This window comes from Mucilaginibacter flavidus (assembly GCF_024055575.1).
Classification (GTDB): domain Bacteria; phylum Bacteroidota; class Bacteroidia; order Sphingobacteriales; family Sphingobacteriaceae; genus Mucilaginibacter; species Mucilaginibacter flavidus.
Window position 1 is genome coordinate 61323 of the sequence record NZ_JAMXOE010000019.1, and the last position, 25966, is coordinate 87288.

Below are 25966 nucleotides of genomic sequence, written 5' to 3' on the forward strand. Positions count from 1 at the left end.
GACATCAACAAACAAAAGCCCTGTTCAAAAATATTGAGCAGGGCCTTTTTGTTCCATCGCATATCTCAAACTATCTTAAGCGAAACTTTGTATAATGGCATCTGCCGCTTTAAAAGCGAGCGCCGTCATGGTTAAGGTAGGATTTGACGTTGCTGTGGTAGGCATCGAGCCGCAACCTACAATGTACAGGTTGTCGTGGTCCCAGCTTTTCATATTTGCATCGGTTACGGAGTCGTCCCTGGTAGTGCCCATGCGGTGCGTACCCATAACGTGACCGGCGCCCTGTGCATAATATTTTACACCTTCATATTCAAACACTCCGCCGTTCCCAACTGGTACGCCGGTGTTATTTTCCACGCCTAGCGTATTGAAAATAAAGTCGGTTGCAGCGGCCGCGGCTTTAAAGCCTTCCATGGTGTAAACGTCGAAATCGTAATATATCTCGGGCCGTGGCACGCCCAGGTTGTCGAAACAGGTTTTAGAAGGCACGATATAACAATTGTCTGCATCGGGCAACTGCTCAATCAAAAAACCGATACGGAACTGGCGCGTAAAATTACTTTGTATACTTTGCCTTAACGCGGTGCCGAATATTCCTACCGTTGGCGCGCCCGATTGGTCGGGCGGCATTGGGCTTACCATATCAATTACCTGGTTATAAGGCGCACCGCCGGGCCAGTTCCATCCCTCGTTACCTATTTCTATACGGAAAGAGGCGCGCTCACTGCGGAATGCGCCGTCGCGGGTGCCCTCAATGCCCGACGTCGACAATGGTCCCCTGAAAGGGTATACCGGCTTTGGCATGAGGCCCCAACCCAGGTACATAGGGTGGTCCATCAGGTTTTTACCTACCTGGCCGCTGTAATTGGCAACACCTGCCGGTATTTGCGTGTTGGACATCAGCAGTAGTTTTGCAGCCTCGATAGCGTGGGCCGCAACTATGTATTTGGTACCCGTTGCGGTAAATGTACCGGTGCAGGGGCCGCCGGTGGTTTCGTATGTTTTGTACTCCACACCGGTCACCTCCATCGTGGTCATATCCAACGTGATATTGGTTGCAACCGCCTGGTAAATAATATCAACATTGCCGGTCATTAGCGCTTTGGCCATTGTTACGGTAGCATCGTATTTAGCCTGAATAGGGCAAATGGGTGTGCAATTGGTATTACCCTGGCACTGGCGGCGGCCATTATCATAAAACTCGCCGTTTTTCATTTGGTTGGGTACGCCGTTTCGCCCCGCCGGGGTGCCTGTTACTTTTAACGAACTGCCGTCAAAAGTTTGGTCGGCCAGGCCTGCATCCATCGTATTATCAAGTATGGTAGCCGGTATTTTAGCCATAGGATAAACGTATCCCTCGCTAAAAGTTATACCGTGAATTTGCTGCTCGTCAACGTCGGCCGATACGCCGATTTCAAACTCGGCCTGGTCGTAATAATCAGAGAGATCCTCATAACCTATGGGCCAGTCCACCGCCTGGTTATACACCGTTTTTAATTTAAAATCGTTGGGGAGCATGCGCAGTGAGGTGCCCAGCCAGTGCCATGACGTACCGCCGCCCCGCCGCTCGTACGTGCTGCCGAAGGGTACGGGACCGCGCTGGATAAAGTAACCCTTATCTATAGATGTTTTTGGATCTGCACAATCAATAGTGGCCGGAGGTGGCGCACCGGCAGGAAGCTGCGCCGGGTTATTCAGGGTAAATGGCGGAATTGGTTGTATATCTAAAACCGCAGGCCGTGGCGCATTATAATTCTGCACATATGGCGATTCGGGTGTTTTGGCCATGGCCATAAAAAAATCGTTCATAAATTCGGCGCGATTACCTGTTACCAATTGGTTTTCGTCAGGGTTGGTAACAAGCCCATCAATAGCAATACCCGCTTCAAGCACCAGTACCTTTTTATTGGCCGATGCAAGCCTGTATGCCAATGCGCTCCCGGCCCATCCGCCGCCTACTATCACCGCATCATATTGTTTGGTTGAATTATCCATGGTTTAAATATTTTATAGGTTAGGTTGTAATTTGCTTGGTTAATTTATCTGTGGCAGGGTTGGGATATTGGCCCAATAACCATACTCGCCTACGCTGTAACCCATAGGGTGTGCACCCATTTCGCCCCAAACCAGGCCGTTGGTATACGCCAGCGGCGAAACAACATGGTCGATATTTGGTGATGTGAATGAATTGGGGTTTTTAGCGAGATCGTACCAGGTACCAAAAAACCAAAGGTATATGATGTTTTGCGCCAGCCGGGTTATCGCAAGGTTTTCAATTATCTTTACCTGCACGGCAGCCGGCAGGCTGGGTGGCGGTGTTGCTGATATGCTATTCCATACCTGCGTCAGCTCATCGAGTTGGGCCGCGGGTATATTATTGCTGGCAAGGCTTAGCTCTGCAAATAACGTTTCCGATATTTGCTGTGGATCATTTTGGGGTTTCAAGGTTGCGGCCGGATAGCCGGTTAATGCAGCAGAAAGGCTTACAAATTCATCAAGTGTCATATGGATAGGTTTTAGACAGTAAAAGGTTTATTTTTTTAAAGATTTCGCCGTTTTTAAAAGATAGGTAAAGTCCGATGGCCTCCCCGCCCAGGTTACCGAGGCATTGTGGCAGCCAATGCAACTTGAAGTAACGCCGGGGCTGTACACGATTTTTCCATTCACTACACTGCCCTGGTCATATGTTTCTAATGTGGCATTTGCCATATAAACCGGGAAAGGGTCGCCGGTATTGCTTTGGGTAGGGTGTACGGGCCATTGTGTGCCAATCAGCTCGTAATATTGCCACACGCTATGAGGGTTAATAGCCACCAATATTTTGTGGATGGAGTCGTTAAGCGCATTTGTGCCGGTATCGATAGGGGTAAGCCGTGCCACCTGGCTTGATATTTGGCCGGGTATGCCGGGGTTCCAGGGCTGAGCCGGGGCTTTATTAAGCGCTTTATCGCCCGCTGCCGTGTTGTAATAGTTATAATGTTTGCCGCTTACAGCTTTGCCATAATCGGGCGCATTATCAACCTGCTCAAAAGTCGACCATATCCATTGAGGGGATATCGTCGTTCTTGTGCCGATATGGAAGCCTACCAGGCCAACCCATGCTTCATAGCTGCTATCCCGGATACCTCTTGATGGCAATGCCGGGATGTGGATGATGGCTTTAACTTTGTGAAACCGCGAGGTGTCATCGCCTTTGCCCAGTATTTTCCAGGAGGCTTTTACCATTATCGCCCCATACGTTTTTTTGGTATTATCGCCTTGAGGGAATAAAACTGAATCTGTAAAAGCCTGCTGGCCCTGTATGTTGTAGAGTTTATGCGTATCGATGTAATCAAACATTTCCTTGTTCATGGCAATTTCGAAGCGGTTGTATTGCCCGTTCTGGTCAATTAGCGGGCCTGTTAGGAAAGGCTGGAAAATGGCGGTCATGTTAGCCGGGGTTTTGCCTGTTTGCGACAGGTTTGCTTCTTTGCCTTGCAGTGCTGTGTCCCACGGGGCAGGTGGCAGGCCGTTATCAAGAAATACTTCGTAGTTCTTTTTCCAGGTTTCCCATACGGTAGGGTTATCACCAAACTGGCCGATTACCCCATGGCCCTGCGCAGGCCAGCAAATGGCGATGAATGAATCCCACGAAAAAACGTCGAAACTTCTGCGTATTGTCGTTTCGAGTACTCCTGTTCCTTTCGGGGGGAGCGTTACGTCAAAAGGCAATACCGGGCTGAGTGGTGTTTTTACCTGGCCCGAGTCTGCAACGGCAACGTTTGTTTTGCTGCCGCCTGTGTTGTTCCCGCAGGAAGCAGAACCGATATAAGCTACAATAGCGGCAAAGGCAATTAATAAGGCGATAGTTTTGGTCTTTCTCATCAGGTTAGGTTAATTAATATTAATGAAGTGCAGACTGTAATTTACCGACGGCAAATTACGCTGGTTAGTTATGTTGCAAATAGTTTGGGATATGCCAGAAATATTGATTTCTTTCATAGTGATAAAGTTATTTAGGTGTCGATTAGGTTTTAATCTTAACCAAATCTAATTAATAATTATTGATATTTAACAGGCTGTCTTATTTTTTATCAACACTGCTACAAACTTTTTCCGGAATCATCATAACACAACGAATATTCGTATTATTGGGTGATGAAGAAACTACTCCTTAACCTAAATTTCCAGGTAATTGCAGCCATTTTGCTGGGTGTTATTGTGGGCTTCTTTTTTAAATCGTTCGGGCCTACCGCCCAAACCATCAGTAAGATGTTTATCAGCCTGATAACTATGCTGATAGCGCCGATTATATTTTTAACAATTGTGCTGGGCATTGCCGGAATGAGCGATATGAAAAAGGTAGGCAGGGTAGGCGGCAAGGCGTTGTTGTATTTTGAAATTGTGAGCTCGTTTGCCCTGATAATAGGTATTATAGTTGCCAACCTGGTAAAACCAGGAGCGGACTTTATAAATACCACCAAAGTTGACGCTGTTAAACTGGCCGGCTTCCAAAAGGCCGCTGCGGAAATGCATTGGGTTGATTTTGTAACCCACATCATTCCATCAAACGTATTTGATGCATTTGCTAAAGGCGATATTTTACAGATACTGTTGTTTGCCATATTATTCGGCTTAGGGCTTAGCAAAATGGGCGAAGGCGGTCAAACAGTCATCAACCTGTTCGAAAAAATATCAAAAGTATTTTTCAATATAATGCACATGGTGATGCGGCTGGCACCAATCGGTGCATTTGCGGGGATGGCTTACACAATAAGCACTTATGGCGTTAAAACACTGCAGCCGCTTGGGTTATTAATGGCCTCGGTTTACATTACCATGTTCCTATTTATATTTGTGGTGCTTAACATTATCTGCTACCTGTATAAGTTCAGCCTTTGGGAATATTTAAAATTTATAAAGGACGAAATATTGTTGGTATTGGGCACTTCTTCCTCCGAGACAGCCTTACCGGGCATGATGGAGAAGATGGAGAAGTTTGGCTGCTCAAAGCCTGTCGTGGGGTTGGTAATACCAACGGGCTATTCATTTAACCTGGATGGCACCACCGTATACCTCTCTATGGCGGTCATATTTTTGGCCCAGGTATTTAAGGTGCCGTTATCGCTGGAACGGCAAGTAATGCTAATAGGGATATTGATGATAACATCAAAAGGTGCGGCTGCAGTAACTGGCGGAGGTTTTATAATACTTACCTCTACTTTGGCGGCATTAAAATTTATACCGGTCGAGGGTGTGGCGATATTGTTCGGGGTGGATAGGTTTATGTCAGAAGCGCGGGCTATTACTAATATGATAGGGAATGGGATAGCGACGATTGTTATTGCGAAGAGTGAGGGGGAGTTTGCCCCCCGGCCCCCTAAAGGGGGAGTTTGACGCGATTTGACTTTTTAGATATGACCTATTTAATAATAACGATATTGAAACTTCCAATAGGGATTGCCGGCGTAGGGTTATCCCTTGTTTATTTTATCCCTGGACTAACCAACAAAGACCAGAAGAAAACCAGGACAGGAATACTAATATTTGTGTCGATAGTATTATTGTTTGTTATGATAACAATAATTGAATTTGTGGTAGCATTGAAACATAGCTGATCAACAATTGTTAACATATCCCGCCAGACCAACAACTGCCGAAATGGTATTTACATTTTTTTGCATGTAAAATAACATAAAATATTGATTGTTAAGCTTTTAAAATTAAAATAGTCTTAAAACGTGTCAACCCCTAGTATTATCTACTACGCATATTGGCACGGCTGCTTAAGCACCCATTAATGATTTGCACAATAGCAGCGCACCGGTCATATCCGCCCTTTATTTTAAATACCTAAACGCCAAGGTTGGTCAATTGTAAAATTGTTCTGCTATTGCAGGGTATGGGGGCAAATTTTTTTTAGCTTTGCGCTACAAATAAAAAAATCCAATGAGTGTACTCGTAAATAAAGATTCTAAAGTAATAGTTCAGGGTTTTACAGGTAAAGAAGGCAGTTTCCACGCTTCGCAAATGATTGAGTACGGAACGCAGGTTGTAGGTGGTGTAACGCCGGGCAAAGGCGGTCAGCAGCACCTGGACAGGCCTGTATTTAATACCGTAGCCGATGCAGTTGCTGAAACAGGTGCCAACGTATCCATCATATTTGTACCCCCGGCTTTTGCGGCAGACTCTATAATGGAAGCAGCCGAAGCAGGTATTAAAGTTATTGTTTGTATTACCGAAGGTATCCCTACAAAGGATATGATTATGGTAAAGGAATATATTAAGGGTCGCGACACCCGTTTGATCGGTCCTAACTGCCCCGGCATTATTACTGCGGACGAGGCGAAGATTGGCATTATGCCGGGCTTCATCTTCAAAAAGGGTCATGTTGGCGTAGTTTCAAAATCGGGTACCTTAACTTACGAAGCAGTAGACCAGGTGGTGAAAGCCGGCCTAGGCATCACTACAGCCATCGGTATTGGCGGCGACCCGATCATAGGCACAACCACCAAAGAAGCAGTTGAACTGTTGATGAACGATCCCGAAACACACGGCATTATTATGATAGGCGAGATTGGTGGCGGTATGGAAGCTGAAGCAGCACTTTGGATCAAAGCAAATGGCACTAAGCCGGTTGTAGGCTTTATTGCCGGCCAAACAGCGCCTCCGGGCCGCAGAATGGGCCACGCAGGTGCAATTGTTGGCGGCGCCGACGACACTGCAGCAGCAAAAATGAAAATTATGCGCGAGTGCGGTATTCGCGTGGTGGAATCACCAGCTGAAATTGGTGCAGCATTGGCAGAAGAATTGGCTAAATAGAGGCCCCCTAACCCCCTAAAGGGGGAACAAAAAAGATAATTTAATCCTGGCTTTGGCCGGGATTTTTTTTGCGAAAATTTTGCGCCGGTGAATCGTTTGCAACCAAATTAATCCATTAGTATCATTACTTTTACGGCATGGGCAATAATCTGTTTAACAAGTTTGTAAAATCAATCGACAGTAATAATCGCGGCGGTTTAGGCTGTTATTTGAGGCGCGTGCCGGTTTTACCGGCTATTTTGCTGCAGAAACTTAATGTTAACAAGGTGGTAAAAGTGCCTTTGTTTTTTGGCGAAAATATGCACGTGGTTACCGGCGAGACGGTATCGTCGCATATTATTTCGTTTGGCTACGCCGAAATAGCTTTAACGGCTTTGATGTTAAAGGCCCTGGAGGATGGTGATACCTTTGTTGATGTGGGCGCCCATTTTGGCTACGAGGCGTTATTGGCTTCAACCCTTGTAGGAGCGAAAGGCAACGTTACCTCGTTTGAGCCAAACCTGTTTTCACATAGCATTGCTACACTGAATTTAAAAAACGTCAATACCCGCTTATATAATTATGCTGTTGGCAGTTACGATGGCGTGGCAAAAATGCTTAATCATGACGTTTCCGGTTCGGCTTTTAACAGCGTGGTTAGCGACACCACAGCCGGAAATGTTGTAGAAGTACCAATAAAAACCCTCGATACGGCGCTTGCAGGCCGACCAAAACCCATAGATTTTATTAAATGCGATGTTGAAGGGTTGGAAGTAGAAGTTATAAACGGCGCCGCCGGTATACTTAAACAGGATAAACCCCTGGTAGTGCTGGAAGCCGACATGCCCGAAGATGGCAAACCATCAGCCCGTGCGCTGGATCTGGAAAAACTTATGGGGCAATACGGGTACCTGGCTTATAACTTCGAGCTGGATGGCGAAGTGTTTAAAGTTGGTAAGCTTGGGAGCGTGCCTGCCAGTCATGCTAATATTTTGTTTATGCATGAGAGTAAGCGGGTAAATTTTTAATAACCAATACCAATAATAACAATGTCAACAACCCGTATCAGATGCCCTAAATGTGATTGGGAGCCAATTGCGCACCCAATTTGGATGTGCAGTTGCAGTCATCGTTGGAATACGTTCGATACCGCCGGCCAATGCCCGGCCTGCGGCAAAACATGGAAGGACACCCAATGTTTGTCATGCCATAATTTTAGCCCCCATATCGATTGGTACGAAACTGTTGAAACACCTAAACCGAAGGATAAGGAAAAATTCGTTTGGTTCTGGCAAAAGAACGACAAGCCGCCAATTACCGAAGATGACAGGTTGTGGATAGAAGAAAATTTACTGTGGCTTGTGGAATTGTTTACACCGGAAGTGTTCCTTTCGATGAAAACGGTTACGCCTGATAAGCAATACTTCGATCGGAATTTTACCGGGACAGAAGAAGATGTTGAGTTCATACTTAAAAAGGTGGCAGCAATAATGAATATCAAGCCATGGGAAATTCAGCTGATGTTCTTTTCAGATATGCCGACCAAATTTTCAGCAGGGATAGTTGCCACGCCGGCTAAGGAATTAAAAGGCGGCTGGACCAGTAAAGGCAGTGAACTGCTAGACAAAGGCTTTGGTAATAAAGAAATATGGATATCAATGGGGCAAATGAACGACCCTATAGGTTTGATTGCCACCATTGCGACTGAACTTGCTAAATACAAACTGCAAAGCGAATACGCTATTGACGACGATGTTGATATAGTGGCTGATATAGCGGCAATGGTATACGGCTTTGGAATTTTTAAAGGCAATTCCTATTTCAAGTTTGCACAATGGCAGGGGAATACCCGCCACGGCTGGCAAATGCAAAAAAGAAGCGGTTTACCAGAACCTATAATAGCTTATATAATGGCCTGGCTTGCCTATCACAGCAACGAGGACACTGGCTGGAAACAATACCTCAATAAAACCATGGAAAAGCATTTTGAGCAGTGTTATAAATATATTGAGGAAAATTGGGAAAAGGTGAAGTGGGAGTGAATTAATTTGGGTGTAACCCTATTTCGTTTTTACCGATTACCCCCTCAAGGCATTGCGAACAAGGAACGAGCGTGGCAACCGCGAACATTGCATAGCGGCTTTGCATAGTTCGTGATTGCTTTCCCGAAACAAGTTCGGGACAGGGCTGTACCTCAATGACATGAGGGTTTGGCTACTGCTCACTGCCAACTGCTAACTCACTACTGCCAACTGCTACTGCCTACTGTCCACTGCTACTGCCTACTCCTCCCCCACATCAATCCCAATCTGCTTAAGCAACAGTGAAGCGTTGAAGGTTTTACACTCGCCGTCCTTAATTTTATAATCAAAAACCATTTCGCCGTTTATAACCTGTATGTCGAAGTAAAAGTTGCGAACATAGTTCGGGTGGGATTGTTCAAGTTCGGCGATCTGTAAATCGTGGGTGGCAACCATGCCCACGCCTTTCTTTTTTATCAACTGCTCTATAACAGCTTTCGAGCCGCGGTATTTGTCAACCGAGTTTGTACCCCGCAGCATTTCATCTATCAAAAAGAAAACTTTGTTTTCCGTCTCCACCGCTCCCAGCAGCATTTGCAAACGGTCGAGCTCTGCTTTAAAGGTAGAGGTACTTTCGTTCAATGAGTCCTTTATACGCATGTACGTGATAACGGTAATAACCGATACCTTCATCTCCGTAGCACAAACCGGGGCGCCGCAAAGTGCCAGCACCGTATTAATACCTATGGTACGTAAAAAAGTACTTTTACCGGCCATGTTTGAGCCGGTGATGATATCGATTTTAAACGTATCTGTAAGTTCATAATCATTAGCTACACGTTTGTCTGCGCCTATAAGCGGGTGGGCCAGGCTTTTGGCCGTAAGGGTGTAACATTCGCCCTCGACAATTTGCGGGATGCACCATTCCGGGTAGTTTATTCTCAGGCTCGACAGACTTATCACGGCCTCAAATTCGGCAACAACATTAAAAGCTGCCTCAATATGCACCAGGTTGCTTTTCTTCCAGTTTTCAATGGCTATCAGTTGGCGAATATCCCAAAGAAAAATTGCATTTAAAATAACCAGCATAACCATGTTAAGCCGGTAATTAAGCTTATTTATCAATTGCGAAAGCTGCTCCACTTTGCCTGATATACTTTCCCCATTTTCGTTTTTTATTTGTATTGCCAGGCCTTTTAAATAAGGCGATTGCCATTCCTCGTTCTCGATACATTTAAACGCAAGCACAAAATGATGCAGCGTAGTACCTATCTTACCGGCAATTAAATCCGCCTTTTGCACCAGCGATGCCTTTGAGCTTACTATACGAAAATTAACAAGCATTATAAGCGGCGGAATATAGCGTGCAGGTGCATAAAATATACTGGCAATTGCTAACGCCAGTAAAATATAGGGCGAAGCCTGGCAATAAATAGCAAGCAGCTTTTCGCCCTGCAGGGTAACGGGTATTTTTAAATAAGCAACCAGGTTTTTTATTTGCTCGCGGCTTTGTTTCAACGAAAATAACAGGTGCGCCTGTATATCCAGCTTCCAGTCGTTTTTACCGGCAATTTCATCAACCGCCTGCTGGCGCTCAATTATAACGTATTTAGCGGCAGGCTGGTGCAACCACGAAGCCAGCTTAGCCATACCGGGGAAGGTTGCAGCACGGTTTACCAGCTGGTATAACGAGTAACTGCCAAATATATCGAGGTCGGCGGTGTAAATATGTTTGTCATCGTTAAACATCGCCCCATCGTCGTAAATATTTTTGCAGCTTTCAATAGAACCAATTTCATTCTCATTAACCCGTTTAATATCTAAAAAATAGTTCTTCAGGGTTTCAAAGCCATTTTGCTTGTTCACCAGCCAGCTAAAGCAAATCACTAAAATAACCAGTGCAACAGCAGCTATCGCAATTTCATCGGTGCTTACGGCTATACAAACCGCAGCTATGAAAAGGCCGAAAGCCACGAGCCTGAGCAACGAATAATTATTGGCCAGCTCTTTATATTTATCGGCTTCCTTTTGAGCAAAATCGGCGCGCTGCCGGTAGTCGGTTAGTATATCCATTTTTTGTTGAAAGGTTGAAATGTTACAAGGTTGTAAGGTTTTAGCCCCCATTTATTGCCTTGAAATATTCGAGGCGCAATTTATAACATTCCAACTTTACAACCTTACAACATTTCAACAATATCCGTTTTTGTTGTAAAGTTGAAATGTTACAACGTTGTTAGGCTCCAATTTACATCAACCTTGCAGTATCCGGGCAAATTTATATCAGTCCAGCTTTATAACATTTCAACATTACCCTAACTTTGCAACGTTTCAACTTTACAACATTTCAACATCCTGCAAATGAAAATTACTTTCCTAACCGTTGGCAAAACCGAAGATACTTACCTCAAAGACGGCATTGAAAAGTATGTAAAGCGTTTAAAACATTATACAAAGCTGGTATTTGTTGATATTGACGAACTTAAAAACACCAAGGCGCTAACCCAGGAGCAGCAAAAAGCTAAGGAAGCTGAGTTAATACTAAAAAAAATAACAGCACTTGATTATGTTATCCTGCTTGATGAAAAGGGTATGCAGTTAACGTCGCAGCAGTTTGCAGCTTATATCGATAAAAAAGCAGTAGGATCAGTAACCAGCCTTGTTTTTATTGTTGGCGGGCCGTATGGGTTCGATCAATCTGTTTATGCCCGGGCTAACGATAAACTGTCGCTATCGGCCATGACCTTTTCGCACCAAATGGTACGCCTGTTTTTTATCGAGCAGCTATACCGCGCATTCACCATTATTAAAGGCGAACCTTATCATCATTCCTGACTTATCAACAGACAGTCAGTAAACTGTAAAAAACGCACTAATTGCAGGCAAAAACGCCCTCTGTGTAGCGTATAGCCCTATTTTTGGTAAAAAATGCGTTACAGTTATGCAGCATCTTCTTATCGAACTCGTTTCCTTCAAGTTTATATTGTTCTACATATTAATTATTTCAACAATAATAGTTCATTACCGCGGTAAGGTTAGGTTTAAGTTTTTCAGGCAGTTAACCGACCATTCAACCTTTATGGCGCCGATAAATATGCCCATGTACGCTTTCACTGCTGTAGAGAACAAGCCCTACATTGCAGCTGATAACTTCCCGCAGCTTAACCAGCTAAAAGACAACTGGCAAACTATACGCGACGAAGCCTTGCAGCTTGAGCGTGAAGAACTGATAAAAGGGTCGGATAAGTATAATGATATGGGTTTTAACTCCTTTTTTCGCAGGGGTTGGAAGCGTTTTTATTTAAAATGGTATGATGATTTTCATCCTTCAGCCAAAAAGTATTGCCCGCAGACTATCGAGTTGATAAAAGGAATCCCCGAAGTAAAAGCCGCTATGTTTGCCGTGTTGCCTGCCGGCAGTGAATTGCTGATGCACCGCGACCCTTATGCCGGCTCATTACGTTACCATTTAGGGTTGATAACCCCCAACTCCGATGCCTGCCATATTGTGGTAGACGGCCAAAGTTATGCCTGGCGCGATGGCGAACATGTGCTGTTCGACGAAACCTACATCCACTACGCCGAAAACAAAACCGACACTGACCGCATCATTCTATTCTGCGATGTGCAGCGCCCGGTAAAAAATATGTTTGCCCGCGGCTGGAATGCATTTTTTGGCTGGTTTATTATGGCAGCTGCCGTATCACCAAATATGGGCGAGGACAAAACCGGTAATATCAATAAAGCTTTCAGGTACGTATACTCAATACGGCTGCTGGGCAAGCGTATAAAGGCTTACAACCGTAATTTGTATTATGCGGTTAAGTATTTGCTGATGTTGGGGATACTGTATTTGATCTTCTTTTAATGCGTTTTTTACCTGCAAGCGGGAGACGCGAAGCATCGCGTCTCTACATCTTTTTTATATCAATTTACTTCAGACTTTCGGACTTCCGACTTTCGGACTAAATCCTTACTTTTGCGGCATGTCAGCAGGTCACGATCATTCAGGTCACCACCATCACGATCATGCCCCCAAGCTTGATCATCTTAATGCCGCATTTATATGGGGCATCATTTTAAATTCGGCATTTGTTGTTATCGAAGTGGTTGCGGGTCTGTATACCCATTCGCTATCGCTATTAACTGACGCCGGCCATAATTTAAGCGATGTAGCCAGCCTGGCCCTTGCTTTATTAGCTTTTAAACTTACAAAAGTAAACGCTAACGATAATTATACTTACGGCTATAAACGCTCCACTATAATAGTTTCCTTTTTTAACGCGGTAATACTATTTGTGGCGGTTGGCTTTATTATTTACGAAGCCATAATGCGTTTTATGCATGCTGAAGTTGTGTCTGGTGGCACCATGGCCTGGGTTGCCTTTATTGGGATAGGTATAAATGCCTTTACCGCCTGGCTTTTTGTTAAGGATAAGGATACCGACCTGAACGTTAAAGGCGCCTACCTGCACATGGCAGTTGATGCTATCGTATCGTTCGGCGTTGTTATATCGGGACTAATAATTTATTTTACGAAGTTATATTGGATTGACAGTGCAGTATCATTGATTATCGCCATCGTTATTTTAAGGGGAACCTGGAGCCTGCTTAAAGATAGTCTTCGATTAGAGATGGACGGCGTACCCAAAGCCATGGAGCTTGAAAAAATAAAGGCCGAACTGATGAAATGCAAGGGTATTATTGATGTGCACCACATGCACGTTTGGGCCCTAAGCACCACAGAAAACGCGCTGACCGCCCACCTGGTTATTAAACCCGAGCTACTGCCAACCTTCAACAGTATCAAAAAAGACCTCAGGCACCGCCTGCAGCACATGGATATTAACCATGCTACATTTGAGCCCGAAATTGAGGAAGAGGATTGCAAGCAATTGAATTGTGATTGATATCTGAACCTTGATTCGCTTGATTAAAGGATTTTCTTGATTTTTATTTGTTATTTGCCTGCGTCAGGCATCCTTTAATCCCATAATCAAGCGAATCATGGTTTAGACAAAAAAAGCCTGAGAAATTCCCCGGCTTCCTCCAGAGACACAAGTATTGTGTCTCTACAAAATAAATCTTTATGCTTTCTTAGCAGCTGCTTTTTTCGCTTTTGGCTTTGCGGGCGCTTCTTCGGTTGCTGCAACTGCTTCAACCGGCGCTGCTGCTGGTTCTTCGGCAGCTGGGGCAGGTTCAGTTGCGGGATCGGCCTCGTTGAACAACGGAAAATCCTTTAATACCTGGTACCAGCTGATAATTTTTTTCATATCAGATGCATACACTTTTTCCTCGTCATGATCCGGCGCTACTTCGCGGAAGAAGGTACGTAGTGCCTTGCCGTCAGCCTTGGCATCCGGTACGCTTGCGGCGGTTTTCATCCGCTCAAAAACATCAACCAGCTTAATATCGTCCTCAAGTCCGAAGATGGTTATCTCGTGCAATGCAGCAAGCTTAGCAGTTGATAAGTTTGCAATCAATTTGGCGCGCTGTGCATCTAAACTCTCTAAAATATAGCCGGTTTTATTTTGTGCCAAAGCTCTCCACAAACCAGGCTTACCTGATACAGCTACAATTCCCTGTAAATTCATTTATATGTATTTATGTGAGTGGTGAGTTGAGAATGGTGAGTAGTTTTTGAATTGCCAAACCACTCACTACGCTCCACTCTTTATTCACTATTCCTCAATAACGTCGATTCCTAATATTTTATCACCTTGTTTAATGGCGTCAACCACTTCAACATTTTCAACCACTTTACCAAATACGGTGTGGTTGCGGTCTAAATGGGCAGTGTTATCGCGGCTATGGCAGATAAAAAACTGCGAGCTGCCTGTGTTGCGGCCTGCGTGAGCCATTGATAAAACACCGCGGTCGTGGTATTGGTTGTCGCCTGTAAGCTCACAGTCGATACGTGTGCCAGAACCACCTGCGCCTGTACCTGTTGGGTCGCCGCCCTGTATTACGAAATTAGGGATAACCCTGTGGAATGTAACGTTGTTATAAAAGCCCGACTTTGCCAGGCCCAGAAAGTTTGCAACCGTGTTTGGTGCATCCTTGTCAAAAAACTCAACGGTCATGTCGCCTTTTTCGGTTTTGATAATTGCTTTGCTCATCTTTTTTAAAAATAGTAGGCAAAGGTAGTAAAAAAGGTAAAAGGAGGAAAGGTTTTTTGGGTGAGAGATTAGTGGTTAAAGGCGGAAGGTTTTTTTGAAAATACTAACTTATGCATGCAACCAAGTATTCAATACGTTTAGTTTGTTTGCATTGCAACATGCATTGATGACTTGCTCGTTTCAAAATATTCTAGAATTGTGCGGTATAATTCATCGGTATTGAAAGCAATATAATTGGGGTATATACTGGCATCGTTACCACCATCTGTTATTCTAAAAGTTATTAAAGGACCAACATGCGGCAATGATGAATATTCTATAGATCGTATGTCTTTCCAAAAAATAATTTCCCTGGTATATTGAAGTTGCATCCAACCTTTTACAAAATATTGAATCTTTTCCCTGTCCAGTTCCAACGCTACCTTTCCCTTTAAAAAAGGCACCCCTGCCTTTATCAACATATAGGAGAACTAGCTAACCAGGACTAAAATCCCGCAGCCAACATAAATCCAGTTTGTTGAAGGTGCAATATTTGTGGTTACCAGGTAGAAAAGAAATGAACAAAACAAAATTTTTGCCATACTGTACGCCATCGGCAAATAACTGTATTTATATTTTTTAGTCTCCATATTTAAGTTTTTCAATTGATTGGTAAATCCTGCCACAGGCTATTTAAGGTGAATATATTACTTTTGATTGACAAGAGCTTGCAATAATAATAGCTTCACCAATTATTCGTTACATTTGATCATCAATACCGAAAAGTGTTCAATAAAATGCGTAGACAAATCTCCTCCCCTTTTTCCTTTCGCCTTTCAGCTTTCACCTTTCTGCTTTTAGCTTTAACCCATTTACCAATCCTCACACGGGCTGCCTCTATCCTAATCCCTATGGATGAGGAACAAAAGGATCACCTAAAATCGTACGGCATAGCTTTCTGGACGCTTAAAAACGGCGAGGAAATTGACTGGCTGCTTAACTACCGTGGCGGCAGCTTTATGATGAAGTATGATAAAAAGATTGAGGACGAATGTAAAATACGCGGTGTAAGTTACCAGGTTTTAGCAGATGCAAAAGCGGACCAGATATTAACAGAAGTGAGCGATCCATCCGTAAATATGGATGTGGTTAAACTGGAGAAAGCGCCTAAAATGGCAGTGTATTCGCCAAAAAACAAACTACCCTGGGATGATGCCGTTACGCTGGTATTAAAATACGCCGAGATACCTTACGATGTTGTTTATGACGAAGAAGTAATTAAAGGCGATTTACCCAAGTACGACTGGCTGCACCTGCACCACGAGGACTTTACCGGGCAATACAGTAAGTTTTACGGCGCGTTCAGGTACGAACAATGGTATAACGATGATATACGCATACAAGAACAAACTGCGCATAAACTTGGCTTTAAAAAGGTGTCGCAAATGAAACTGGCTGTTGCAGAGCATATCCGCGACTTTTGCGCCGGTGGTGGCTTCCTTTTTGCCATGTGCTCGGGTACAGATACGTTTGACATCGCCCTGGCATCAGCCAATACCGATATCTGCGAACAGATGTTCGACGGCGATGCCGCCGACCCTGCCGCACAATCAAAGCTTGATTTTAGCCAAACTTTTGCTTTTAAAAATTTTACGCTGGATATGAACCCGATGTCGCACCAGTTTAGCAATATCGATGTTACTTCAACCCGGCAGGTAGAGCGCACACGGGACTTTTTTACCTTGTTTGATTTTTCGGCCAAGTGGGATGTAGTGCCAAGCATGCTTACCCAAAACCACGACAAAGTGATAAAAGGCTTTATGGGCCTTACCACCGCCTTCAATAAAAACTACCTTAAGCCCGGCGTAACCATCATGGGCGAAACGAAAAGCAATAACGAAGCCCGCTACATACACGGTGAATATGGCAAAGGCCAATGGACATTTTACGGTGGCCACGACCCCGAAGACTACCAACACATCGTTGGCGACCCGCCAACCGACCTGAAGCTGCACCCCAACTCGCCCGGCTACAGGCTTATTTTAAATAACGTGTTGTTTCCGGCTGCGAAGAAGAAGAAGCAGAAGACGTAGCCCCCAGCCCCTAAAGGGGAGCAGAACACCGTTATACGGCTAAATATCGAACTCTGAATAACTAATGTCCAATAATGAAGTAGCAAACTTCGAAATTCATCATTCAACATTCGATGTTCGATATTGCTTTCAACGCCCCCTTCAGGGGGCCGGGGGGACTCGCCGCTAGTTATAAAACGCCCACGATATCCCAATCTTCAGCATATGATCCTGCTGCGGGTAGCGGTTTACGGTGTAGTAGCCTTTGCTGAACAGCCCCTGGTTGGCGTAATCGTACATTACAAACAGGTTGGTGCGCTGCAGGGTGGCTTTCAAAAATATGGTTGCCACAGGGTATGATGAAAAGCTTACGTTTGCTCCATTGTAAAACTGACCAAGGCCAGGTGCATATGAAGGGGCTGTGTACGATGTATTGTAACGTACGTCCATACCTATGTTCGAATACAGCACTTTAAATAAAAGGGCCTTATAATAGATGCTGGTATAGTTATAAAACTGTGGTGTGCGCAGGGTTTTCTCGTAATCGGTTTTTTGGTAGACCAGGTAGGTATCAAAATGCCAGCGGCGCCAGGCTATACTTTTACCTACACTTAGCTTTATCAAATTGATAGGACTGTTTAACTGCGCAGGATGGGCGTCGATACCATTGTTTTGGGCGGTAAAATACAGATAGTCGGATATTAAAAAGTATTCAGCCTTAAAATCGAACTTTAGCGGTGCATTTACATAGTTAAACGACACGCTGTTGGTTTTTTGATTGCTGAACTTGTTATGAAAAATAAAGTGATTGGATATCCAGCTGGTGTACACCAGCGGCGCCGAACTGCTTTGGGAATACCCCTCCAAAATTATTTTGCCTGCCTTATTATTACCGGCAAGTGTTACTTTGGCATCGTATAAAAAGTCGCCGAAATCGCGGCCCTGGAAAACTTGCTGAACATTGGCTTCCAGGAATGCCCTGTCGCTCAGTTTATAGCTTAGCTTCCCTTTAGCCGTCAGGTCCTGGAAGGAATTTTTTTGTACGCGGTAAGGCAACACAACTTTTGCTCCATATTGGTTTAATACTGTATCGCTTACAAACTGGCCGTAACTAAAAATATCCTGGGTAAGCCCTACATCAAGCTTCAATTCGTTTTTAACAGCCTTTTCGCTTTTACTGCGGAGGTAAAAACTATATGAAAAGTCGTTTTGCAGGTGCGTGACAGAAAGCGAGTCGCGCGAGCGGTTGGAGCCATAGTAATAATCGGGAAACACATTATACTGATCGGCGCCATTTTGCAAAAACTCATATTTCGTCGCGTCGTACTTGAAAGTAAATGCCACGCGCTGCGTCGGCAATATCGATGCTTTGCCTTTGCCGGTGCTTACGCTATCGATATGCCCTATGTAATAAAACTGTTTTAAATAAAATGAGCCGCCTTTCCAGTTTTCAAATGCCGACTGCAGCCTCACAGGTTCGGAGCTTTTATCGATCGACCCGGTTACAAAAATAGAATCGTTTAATATCGAACCGGTTACGGGCGCCTTAAGGTTATTATAAATTAAGTTGGATAACAAGTTATACCGCTTGCTTTTTGATTCGTACCAGGCAAAAGCGGCAGCATTAACATCGCTAACATTTTGCGCCAAAACATTGTTGTAGGCATAGTAACCCCTCGAACCTGTAAAATTTAAATTGAACCCAACGTTAAGCTGCGGGTTAACGTTTTGCGTATGCAATATTTTAAATATCTGCTCTTTAACCCCGGTGTAGCCAACCAGGTAAAGCTGCGTGTAGGCCACCCGGGCCCGGTAATAATTTATATTTTCGGGCCGCAGCATATAAGGATCGAGCTCGTGCAGGCCAGTCTCGAAGCCAATAGTACGCGATGGCTCAAACAATAAACTGCGCGCCGAGAGCCCGGTATTACCGAGGCTTATTTTGGGCGAACGCGGCTGTAAAAGCGGGCTGTAATTTTCATAGTTATACAGCGCGGTATCCAAAGCAAATAATACCGTGCTATCGCGCAAAAAACGTTCGCTGGTAACCCTGATGAATTTCGAGTTAAAAACAACGCTGTCTTTTTTTCGCTCTTGTTTTTTACGCAGCGAATCGAGTTGCTGGTCAGTGGTCAGTATTTTGCCGCCCCGGGTACTGGTATCGCGCAAATTTGTCTGCCCATCGCCCTGCTGCTGACCGGGATAATTTTGGTTACCGCGCCTTATTTGCGAAAAAGCAGCCTGCGTACAAACGCAGATAAGTAATAATAAGATGTATTTCAGTTTATCAGGCATTAAAACCGGCTATCAATTCTTTAAGTATCAATGTCATTTTTGGTTCGGCAACGTGTGCAACGGCCAGTATTTCTTCCAACGATACCGGCTTTAAAACTTCGGGAAAACCCTCATCAGTTAATACCGAAATGGCAAAAACTGTTAAGCCCGCATGCCTTGCAACAATCACTTCGGGGACAGTACTCATCCCAACGGCGTCGCCACCTATTATACGTAAGTACTTATACTCGGCTTTTGTTTCAAGGTTAGGGCCCGTAACCCCAACGTAAACTCCCTTGTGGCAGGTAATATTGTTTGCTCTTGCAATATTTAATGCTTTATCAATTAAATCACGCTCGTAAGGTTCGCTCATGTCCGGGAACCGGGGGCCGAGTTCTTCCTCGTTGCGGCCGGTAAGCGGGTTGTGGGGCTGCAGATTTATATGATCCTCAATGACCATCAAGTCGCCTTTTTTAAAGTCGGGGTTTAACGAGCCGCTGGCGTTCGACACAAATAGTGTTTTTATACCCAGCATTTTCATCACCCTAACCGGGAAGGTAATTTGCTGCATGTTATAGCCTTCGTAATAATGAAGCCTGCCTTGCATGGCAACCACTTTTACGCCGTTTAGCTTGCCAAAAATTAGCTTGCCGCTATGAAACTCCAAAGTCGAGATCGGGAAGTCGGGGATGTTTGAATACATCAGCTGCTTTTCAACTTCAATTTCGTTAACCAGGGCGCCCAGGCCGGTGCCTAAAATTATACCCACTTCGGGTTCAAAATCACCAATGCGGCTTTTAATGTATGCTGTGGTCCTTTGTATGCTCTCTAACATAATCTAAAACAATTTTATCAAATTGGCTGCCGCTGTTATTTAAAAACTCAACCTGTATCGGCATTACAAAAACAGGCAGTTTTTCGTCGTTTTGCCCGCCCTGTTTTAACCACGATTCTTCTAAACGCTGTGCATCCTTTTCTGTTGTAATAATTATTTTTTTTTGCGATGGATGGGCAGCGTATTCAGCGGCAAGTTTAGCAATATTTTTTAAGGTAAACGGGTGATGATCGGGATAATTATGGTGGACAATGTTCGGGGTGTTGTTACTTAAATATTGTAACAGCGGCTGCGGATTGGCAATACCGGTTAGTAAAAACACAGTAGTGTCCTTATCGACAGTTATATCCGCCTCATTTCCGTTCAAATCATGCAGACCCTGATAAGCTATCGATGTAAAAAATAATTGCTGATATGGCAATGGTTCTATCTTATGCGCCAACTCAACCTGCTCGTCATGGGTGATAGATGCAGGGCATTTGGATATAATAATAACCTGCGCCCTCCACCTACCGCTGAAAGGCTCGCGCATGTTGCCGGCCGGCAACAAAAAGTGGGGCTGGTTAATGCGGGTATAATCAAATAGCAGGATGCTCAAACCTGGTGTAACCGCGCGATGCTGGTAAGCATCATCCATTAATATTAAATCGTGATTGAGGAGTAATTTAATTAATCCCGCTACCCTATCCTCGCAAACCGCAACCGCAATGTCCGGAAATTTTTGATGGAACTGGGCGGGTTCGTCGCCGATTTTTTGAGAAAGTCTAAAGTCTTGAGTCGAAAGTCCTGAGTCTTTTTTTTCTTCTTGATTCTTGACTCTTGACTCTTGACTCTCTGCGACTAAATATCCTTTTGTTTTTCTCCCGTAGCCCCTGCTTAATGTAGCAAGTTTATAATCTGACTTTAACAAGCGGATAAGATACTCCGTCATCGGGCTTTTGCCTGCGCCGCCAACTTCGAGGTTGCCGACCGAGATAATGGGTTTGGTGAACTTATAGCTTTTAAATAATCCCGCATCGTAAAACCAGTTGCGCATAATAACGACCAATCCGTACAGTAATGAAAAAGGCAGCAACAGCCAGCGCAGGTATTTCATAGTTGGGTGCAAAGATAACCGGGATTAATGGATTTTAAGGATTTGAGGCGGATGTATTCTAAAATTACGCTTGATGAGATGAGTTATGAGGTTATAAAGATAAGCCACTCTTGTAATAGTTCCTTATAGTCCTCAATTCCTAAAAACGTGTCACCCTCTCCAACTTCAACGGTGTTGTTGCTGGCATAGATATAGAGCGGTGAACCAAAAACTTCGCCCCAAAAACCGTCTGCTTTATATCCATTTCGTACCCTGTCGAGTGCATTTATTTGGCTGACCGTGTGAATTTTATCGCTTTGGCTGATATGGATCGCCAAATCAAAATAATCCTCTAATTCGCTTCTCGCCTCAAAAAATATTGTTCCGCTTGAACTAACTAATTTTTTAAAAACCAAATGATACTTCTCCCGCTTTGTCATTATTCTTCTATAAATATTTGAGAGGATACTAATATCTTCATTTAATCACTTCAGCTACCGGCAACAACTTCTCATCCACCTTCCCATCAATTACCGATACATAATAAGTATTGCTCTTATCATCTGCAGCTACCGACTTAACATATTTTTCGTTTTCAAAAACTATCCCGGCCATATCGTCTATAGCGTAGCCGGGGCTTAGTTTGCCTTTCAGGATATTTTCAAAATACAGCGGTTTGCGCAGGGGCTCACTGTGGTAATGCGGGCAATGACTGGTTTGTATAAAACCAAGACACTGTACTATGGACAGTTCCTTAGGCCGCGAATCTGTAGTGCCGCCCTGGAACCAGCATAACGAACCTGCGCTGCCGCCAGCCAGTATTATGCCTTTGTTATAAGCTTTGCGCAACACGGTATCTATTCCCTGTGCTTTCCAGATGGCCATCATGTTTAGCGTATTGCCGCCGCCAACTACAATGGCGTCCATGCTTAGTAAATTTTCTTCAAATGTTTTTTTCTCGGTGTACGAGGCTACATAGGTATGCTGCAAATAAGGCCGCATTATTAAACCTTCGCATGCGCCATACCAATCCACAATGTAATTAACATCATCGCCTGTAGCCGTGGCAACAAAGCATATTTTGGGGTTTGCCTTTTTGGTAAGGGTAATAACATATTGCATAAACTGCTTGTTATAGTTGCCGCCATAGGCAAAAATAGTGCGGGTGGGTTGTTGCGCCATTGCGGCGAAGCAGTACGCCAATAGTAGTGCCGAAAGATATATCTTTTTCAATTCAAATGTTTTTTTGTCTACTCTGATTTATTATTAAGCAGGTCAATATCTCCCCAATCTTTCGCACGTCCTGTTGCCATTTTATTAGCGATGAAATCCTGTATATTGATAAATGAAATAGTTAAATCTTCCTCATGGCCTATAATCCGGCCGGCATAGGCTTCTTCAAAATTAACACCCGATATCGCATTCAAAATAGCTATCCTTAAAGGAGGATAACCTAACTGGGTGACGTAATTTTCTTTTAAGAAATCCTCTTTGATGAGCCGTAACGATTCAAACCCAAAATCTTTGAGAACATTAACCATTTTGTCAGCATTTTCAATACTTGGCTTAATCCAAATATCTAAGTCACCCGTATGTCTTGGCCGTCCATGAAAAGCCAGGGCATGGACACCGACAACCATATACTCAACACTGTGAATGTTAAGCAATTCAATAAAGTCGATAAAATCCCTTTCAAAAATCATGAGGGTCGGGAGGTGATAACCCTGGCCATTTTTTCGGGGAAAGAACCGTTTAACCAGGTGTAATAGTTCTTTCTCAGCCGGGTTACTTCGGCCAATCGTTCTGTAATACTTTTTGACCGCCAAAAAAGCAAATCAGCGTGGTCCTCTTCTTCCACTTTAACATGATTAACCACCTTAGCCATTTTTCTTTCCATTAGCTCAAATATAACACAGCATTTTTTATTAACATAAATATAACGATAAAAACTCAATTCAATATAAAACAGGGAAAAGTCAGGCTATAAATCCCCTGTCAGCATGAATGTCTTCATAATGTAAGTTAACTAATTTATAGCAAACACCTTAACCAATTCTTTTTCAACTTCCGGACTTTTCCGACTTTCCGGACTAATAAAAATTTCTTTATATTTTTGTAACATACTGCCACATCCCTATCTCTAAATATGGTAACTAAAACAAAAAACAGCCAACCGGCACAAACAACAACGATCAATGCTGCTATAGCCGGTCAAAAAACAACTCATTAAAATCATCATGAAAAAAATATTCATAGCGCTAACCCTGTTAGTATTTATGGCCTCTGCGTGCAACCAAAACCGCCCGCAGCAAAACAATGTAACTATTGAAAATAATACCACAGCAGGTTTCGATGTAAACAAGCTGGCGCAATTTGTAAAAACCAGCACCGACCCGGCTACGCTTGAAAAGGCCATAAATGACCCGGCAAACCGCATCAACAACCTCGACCTTGACAAAGACGGCAATATCGACTACCTGAAAGTTCAGGAAGCCGACGGCAACAAGCTGAAGGTTTTAGACGATGTAAGCAATTCCGAATCGGTAACAGTTGCCAGCATTAACGTAAGCCCCGACAACACCAATAACACGGCAGATTTAAGCATACAGGGTAACCCGAACTATGTGGGGTATAACAATTATTACCACTCGTCGTTTTCGTTTGGTGACATGTTATTGCTGAGTTACCTGATGCGTCCGCACGCTTATTACATGCCGATGTACCACTACGGTTATTATCCGTCATCGTATGTACATACACGTACTTACGGCACATTCAGGCCTACAAGTTCATCGTCGATGTCATCGAGGGCGAGCAGCCGCAGCAGCTTAAGCAGCCCGGTAAGGTCACAGCGGTCGTTTGGTACACGCAGCAGTTCGGGCCGGGTACGCAGTGGCGGGTTCGGGCATAGCAGCAGTTCGGGACGCAGTGGATTTGGAAGAAGCAGGGGCTTTGGCAGAAGAAGATAATAATGACACAAATTTCACGAATTAAGACGGATTTCACGAATTCGTATAGATTGAAAAAGGCGGCCTAATGCAGCTTAAAATTCGATACAATTCGTGAAATTCGTAAATCAAATAATATAAACACTAAACATCTAAATTTAAGAAAATGAGCATATTCGACAGGTTATTCCGCATTGGTGCGGCAGAAGCAAACGCAGCAGTTGATAAATTAGAAGATCCGGCAAAAATGGCCGACCAGATTTTACGCGAGCTACGCGCCAATTACCAGCAAGCCATACAGGGCGAAGCTGAAATAAAAGCAATGGCCCTGCAACATCGTGCAAGCGAACTTAAAAGCCGCAACGCCGCTGATGAATGGGAGAAAAAAGCAAATGAGCTTTTAGACCGTATTGAAACAAAGCAGCTTGATGAAGCTAAAGGCAACGAACTGGCAAACAAAGCCGCTGAGGCACATGTTGCTGCCGAAAATGAAGCCAATGAGTACGCAAAGATGGCCGAAAAAGAAGAAAGCGCTGTTGCCGTAATGGACCTTAAAATAAAACAGATTAAGGACCAGATTGCCGAAACTGAAAGCCGCTCACAAATGATACAGTCGCGCGCTAAAACTGCGGAGGTTTCTGAAAAGATCAGCAAAACATTATCGAGCGTTGATACCGACGGCCTGATGGCTACACTTAACCGTATGGACCAAAAGGCATCGGCGCAGGAATTCCGTGCAGCTGCTTACGCGCAGATTGATGATTCGGCTTTATCAACCGAGCAGGAAATAAATAAAGCTTTGGGCACAGGTTCGTCATCAAATGCACTGGAAGCGATTAAAGCTAAAAGGACGAAGTTGTTGAATTAAAAACCCCACCCGTCATTGCGAGGAACGAAGCAATCTCTGCACAGGACAGTCAGGAAACTTAATGTTTATTGCATCCTGTATGCCGAATGCACGTTTCCCCAAATATCGTACTTCATTGATTAGCATGTGAAGAGATTGCTTCGTTCCTCGCAATGACGTTTTTTTTTTACCCCCATGTATTTAACAAACGATAATAAAAAATCATTTAAAGCCATTATCATTTTAAACGAGATGATAAATGGCACACACCAGTTTCAAACCGTTGCCAATGGCGACGACAGTGTGCTGGAGCCCTTGTTTATCGACCTTATGTCGAAAGGTTATATGACCACCAGTGGCATGAACTACCAGGTTACCGCCAGTGGCCGCCAGGTGTTCGATACCTTTATGAAGCGCTATACCGAGTACCTGAAAGTTTACGATATTTTCTCGTACGTCGACCTGGAAAAAGGCGAATTTGCCTTTGAACGCTACTTCGATTTTGAGACCGACGACGCATGGTTTAGTTATACCGATAACGAACGCTTTGACGACCTGCGAATTGCTGTAGCCATATTTAAAAAGGTTGATCCGGCAGAGATAGTGTTCATGTCGTTCATTAACGAGAACCGGTTTGATACTACATCGGCAGGTTGGCAGATGGATTTGGTTTCGGACAATAACTGGAGCGAAATAGAAGAAATATGTAATGCCGCTATCAAACCCGAAGAAGTTGGCGAAGATGCAATGGTTGACATGATAAACCAGGGCACTGAACTGATGATAAAGCTGATGCAGGAGGAGGAAAATCAAAAGCAGGGCGGCAACAATTTTGGCGGCGGTAATAACGGCGAAATAATAGAACAAGAAACTGTTACTTATTACGAACCCTATTACGACCCATATTATATTTCACCGATTTGGTTAGTGCCTTTATTTCTTTGGTAGGTTAGTTCATTAGTTCATTGGTAACAAATCTGCTAATATCGTCCGAATCAGAATTTACAGGGTCGGTATTC

Annotated in this window: 27 protein-coding genes; 12 read left to right on the forward strand and 15 right to left on the reverse strand. The window is 44.0% G+C overall.

Features of this window, described 5'->3' with window-relative positions:
- Positions 1-75: 75 nt before the first annotated feature.
- Genes NAF19_RS22625 through NAF19_RS22635 form a run of 3 tightly spaced genes read right to left on the reverse strand, consistent with a single transcriptional unit; the run spans position 76 to position 3864 of the window.
- Positions 76-1995: a GMC family oxidoreductase gene (locus NAF19_RS22625; RefSeq protein WP_252792622.1), complete on the reverse strand. Its 1920-nt coding sequence runs from the start codon at positions 1993-1995 to the stop codon at positions 76-78.
- 39 nt (positions 1996-2034) lie between these two features.
- Positions 2035-2505: a hypothetical protein gene (locus NAF19_RS22630; RefSeq protein ID WP_252792623.1), complete on the reverse strand. Its 471-nt coding sequence runs from the start codon at positions 2503-2505 to the stop codon at positions 2035-2037.
- A gap of 27 nt (positions 2506-2532) precedes the next feature.
- Positions 2533-3864 (reverse strand): hypothetical protein, encoded by a 1332-nt coding sequence (locus NAF19_RS22635; protein WP_252792624.1) that lies wholly within the window; start codon positions 3862-3864, stop codon positions 2533-2535.
- Between the two features lie 273 nt (positions 3865-4137).
- Between NAF19_RS22635 and dctA the strand changes: the two genes are divergently transcribed.
- The 5 genes from dctA to NAF19_RS22660 all read left to right on the forward strand — a co-directional run bounded on the left by dctA (position 4138) and on the right by NAF19_RS22660 (position 8822).
- The gene (gene dctA, locus NAF19_RS22640) at positions 4138-5376 is read left to right on the forward strand and encodes a C4-dicarboxylate transporter DctA (RefSeq protein WP_252792625.1); all 1239 of its coding nucleotides are present in this window, start codon (positions 4138-4140) and stop codon (positions 5374-5376) included.
- 20 nt (positions 5377-5396) lie between these two features.
- The gene (locus tag NAF19_RS22645) at positions 5397-5597 is read left to right on the forward strand and encodes a hypothetical protein (RefSeq protein WP_252792626.1); all 201 of its coding nucleotides are present in this window, start codon (positions 5397-5399) and stop codon (positions 5595-5597) included.
- Between the two features lie 331 nt (positions 5598-5928).
- On the forward strand, positions 5929-6801 hold the full coding sequence (gene sucD, locus NAF19_RS22650; RefSeq protein WP_252792627.1) for a succinate--CoA ligase subunit alpha: 873 nt from the start codon (positions 5929-5931) through the stop codon (positions 6799-6801).
- Between the two features lie 137 nt (positions 6802-6938).
- Positions 6939-7808: an FkbM family methyltransferase gene (locus NAF19_RS22655; RefSeq protein ID WP_252792628.1), complete on the forward strand. Its 870-nt coding sequence runs from the start codon at positions 6939-6941 to the stop codon at positions 7806-7808.
- Between the two features lie 21 nt (positions 7809-7829).
- Positions 7830-8822, forward strand: a complete 993-nt coding sequence (locus NAF19_RS22660; protein ID WP_252792629.1) for a hypothetical protein — start codon at positions 7830-7832, stop codon at positions 8820-8822.
- A 240-nt stretch (positions 8823-9062) separates the two neighbouring features.
- On the opposite strand, the gene NAF19_RS22665 is transcribed toward NAF19_RS22660, so the two are convergent.
- Positions 9063-10874, reverse strand: a complete 1812-nt coding sequence (locus NAF19_RS22665) for a MutS-related protein (protein WP_252792630.1) — start codon at positions 10872-10874, stop codon at positions 9063-9065.
- Between the two features lie 285 nt (positions 10875-11159).
- Between NAF19_RS22665 and rlmH the strand changes: the two genes are divergently transcribed.
- The 3 genes from rlmH (at position 11160) to NAF19_RS22680 (ending at position 13708) form a co-directional block, all read left to right on the forward strand.
- Positions 11160-11633: a 23S rRNA (pseudouridine(1915)-N(3))-methyltransferase RlmH gene (gene rlmH / locus NAF19_RS22670; RefSeq protein ID WP_252792631.1), complete on the forward strand. Its 474-nt coding sequence runs from the start codon at positions 11160-11162 to the stop codon at positions 11631-11633.
- Positions 11634-11739: 106 nt separating this feature from the next.
- Positions 11740-12666: an aspartyl/asparaginyl beta-hydroxylase domain-containing protein gene (locus NAF19_RS22675; protein ID WP_252792632.1), complete on the forward strand. Its 927-nt coding sequence runs from the start codon at positions 11740-11742 to the stop codon at positions 12664-12666.
- 118 nt (positions 12667-12784) lie between these two features.
- Positions 12785-13708 (forward strand): cation diffusion facilitator family transporter, encoded by a 924-nt coding sequence (locus tag NAF19_RS22680; protein ID WP_252792633.1) that lies wholly within the window; start codon positions 12785-12787, stop codon positions 13706-13708.
- A 177-nt stretch (positions 13709-13885) separates the two neighbouring features.
- Here the strand turns inward: NAF19_RS22680 and NAF19_RS22685 are convergent, their stop codons facing one another.
- The 4 genes from NAF19_RS22685 to NAF19_RS22700 form a co-directional block, all read right to left on the reverse strand.
- Positions 13886-14392, reverse strand: coding sequence for a DUF5606 family protein (locus tag NAF19_RS22685; protein ID WP_252792634.1), 507 nt, complete (start codon positions 14390-14392; stop codon positions 13886-13888).
- Positions 14393-14479: 87 nt separating this feature from the next.
- Positions 14480-14917, reverse strand: coding sequence for a peptidylprolyl isomerase (locus NAF19_RS22690; protein ID WP_252792635.1), 438 nt, complete (start codon positions 14915-14917; stop codon positions 14480-14482).
- A 137-nt stretch (positions 14918-15054) separates the two neighbouring features.
- Positions 15055-15378 (reverse strand): hypothetical protein, encoded by a 324-nt coding sequence (locus NAF19_RS22695; protein WP_252792636.1) that lies wholly within the window; start codon positions 15376-15378, stop codon positions 15055-15057.
- 9 nt (positions 15379-15387) lie between these two features.
- Positions 15388-15546: a hypothetical protein gene (locus tag NAF19_RS22700; RefSeq protein ID WP_252792637.1), complete on the reverse strand. Its 159-nt coding sequence runs from the start codon at positions 15544-15546 to the stop codon at positions 15388-15390.
- 261 nt (positions 15547-15807) lie between these two features.
- Here NAF19_RS22700 and NAF19_RS22705 point away from each other — a divergent pair, with 261 nt between their 5' ends.
- Positions 15808-16989 (forward strand): asparagine synthetase B, encoded by a 1182-nt coding sequence (locus tag NAF19_RS22705; protein WP_252792638.1) that lies wholly within the window; start codon positions 15808-15810, stop codon positions 16987-16989.
- 165 nt (positions 16990-17154) lie between these two features.
- Here NAF19_RS22705 and NAF19_RS22710 read toward each other — a convergent pair whose 3' ends face one another.
- From NAF19_RS22710 to NAF19_RS22740, 7 genes are all read right to left on the reverse strand, one after another.
- Positions 17155-19263 carry a putative porin gene (locus tag NAF19_RS22710; RefSeq protein ID WP_252792639.1) on the reverse strand — a complete coding sequence of 703 codons (2109 nt, stop codon included), beginning with the start codon at positions 19261-19263 and terminating at the stop codon, positions 17155-17157.
- A complete protein-coding gene (locus NAF19_RS22715; protein ID WP_252792640.1) occupies positions 19256-20077 on the reverse strand; it encodes a purine-nucleoside phosphorylase in 822 nt (273 codons plus the stop codon). The genes NAF19_RS22710 and NAF19_RS22715 overlap by 8 nt, the downstream gene beginning before the upstream one ends.
- The gene (gene lpxK, locus NAF19_RS22720) at positions 20040-21173 is read right to left on the reverse strand and encodes a tetraacyldisaccharide 4'-kinase (protein WP_252792641.1); all 1134 of its coding nucleotides are present in this window, start codon (positions 21171-21173) and stop codon (positions 20040-20042) included. The genes NAF19_RS22715 and lpxK overlap by 38 nt, the downstream gene beginning before the upstream one ends.
- A gap of 83 nt (positions 21174-21256) precedes the next feature.
- Positions 21257-21592: a hypothetical protein gene (locus tag NAF19_RS22725; protein ID WP_252792642.1), complete on the reverse strand. Its 336-nt coding sequence runs from the start codon at positions 21590-21592 to the stop codon at positions 21257-21259.
- Between the two features lie 37 nt (positions 21593-21629).
- Positions 21630-22385, reverse strand: a complete 756-nt coding sequence (locus NAF19_RS22730; protein ID WP_252792643.1) for a Type 1 glutamine amidotransferase-like domain-containing protein — start codon at positions 22383-22385, stop codon at positions 21630-21632.
- Positions 22386-22402: 17 nt separating this feature from the next.
- Complete coding sequence (locus NAF19_RS22735; protein ID WP_252792644.1) at positions 22403-22855, reverse strand: hypothetical protein; 453 nt, start codon at positions 22853-22855, stop codon at positions 22403-22405.
- On the reverse strand, positions 22852-23049 hold the full coding sequence (locus NAF19_RS22740; protein WP_252792645.1) for a hypothetical protein: 198 nt from the start codon (positions 23047-23049) through the stop codon (positions 22852-22854). The genes NAF19_RS22735 and NAF19_RS22740 overlap by 4 nt, the downstream gene beginning before the upstream one ends.
- A 340-nt stretch (positions 23050-23389) precedes the next feature.
- On the opposite strand from NAF19_RS22740, the gene NAF19_RS22745 reads away from it, so the two are divergent.
- The 3 genes from NAF19_RS22745 to NAF19_RS22755 all read left to right on the forward strand — a co-directional run bounded on the left by NAF19_RS22745 (position 23390) and on the right by NAF19_RS22755 (position 25895).
- Positions 23390-24121 (forward strand): hypothetical protein, encoded by a 732-nt coding sequence (locus NAF19_RS22745; RefSeq protein WP_252792646.1) that lies wholly within the window; start codon positions 23390-23392, stop codon positions 24119-24121.
- Positions 24122-24266: 145 nt separating this feature from the next.
- Complete coding sequence (locus NAF19_RS22750; protein WP_252792647.1) at positions 24267-24968, forward strand: PspA/IM30 family protein; 702 nt, start codon at positions 24267-24269, stop codon at positions 24966-24968.
- Positions 24969-25142: 174 nt separating this feature from the next.
- Entirely contained in the window at positions 25143-25895 is a 753-nt protein-coding gene (locus NAF19_RS22755; RefSeq protein WP_252792648.1) for a hypothetical protein, read from the forward strand.
- Positions 25896-25966 lie beyond the last annotated feature (71 nt).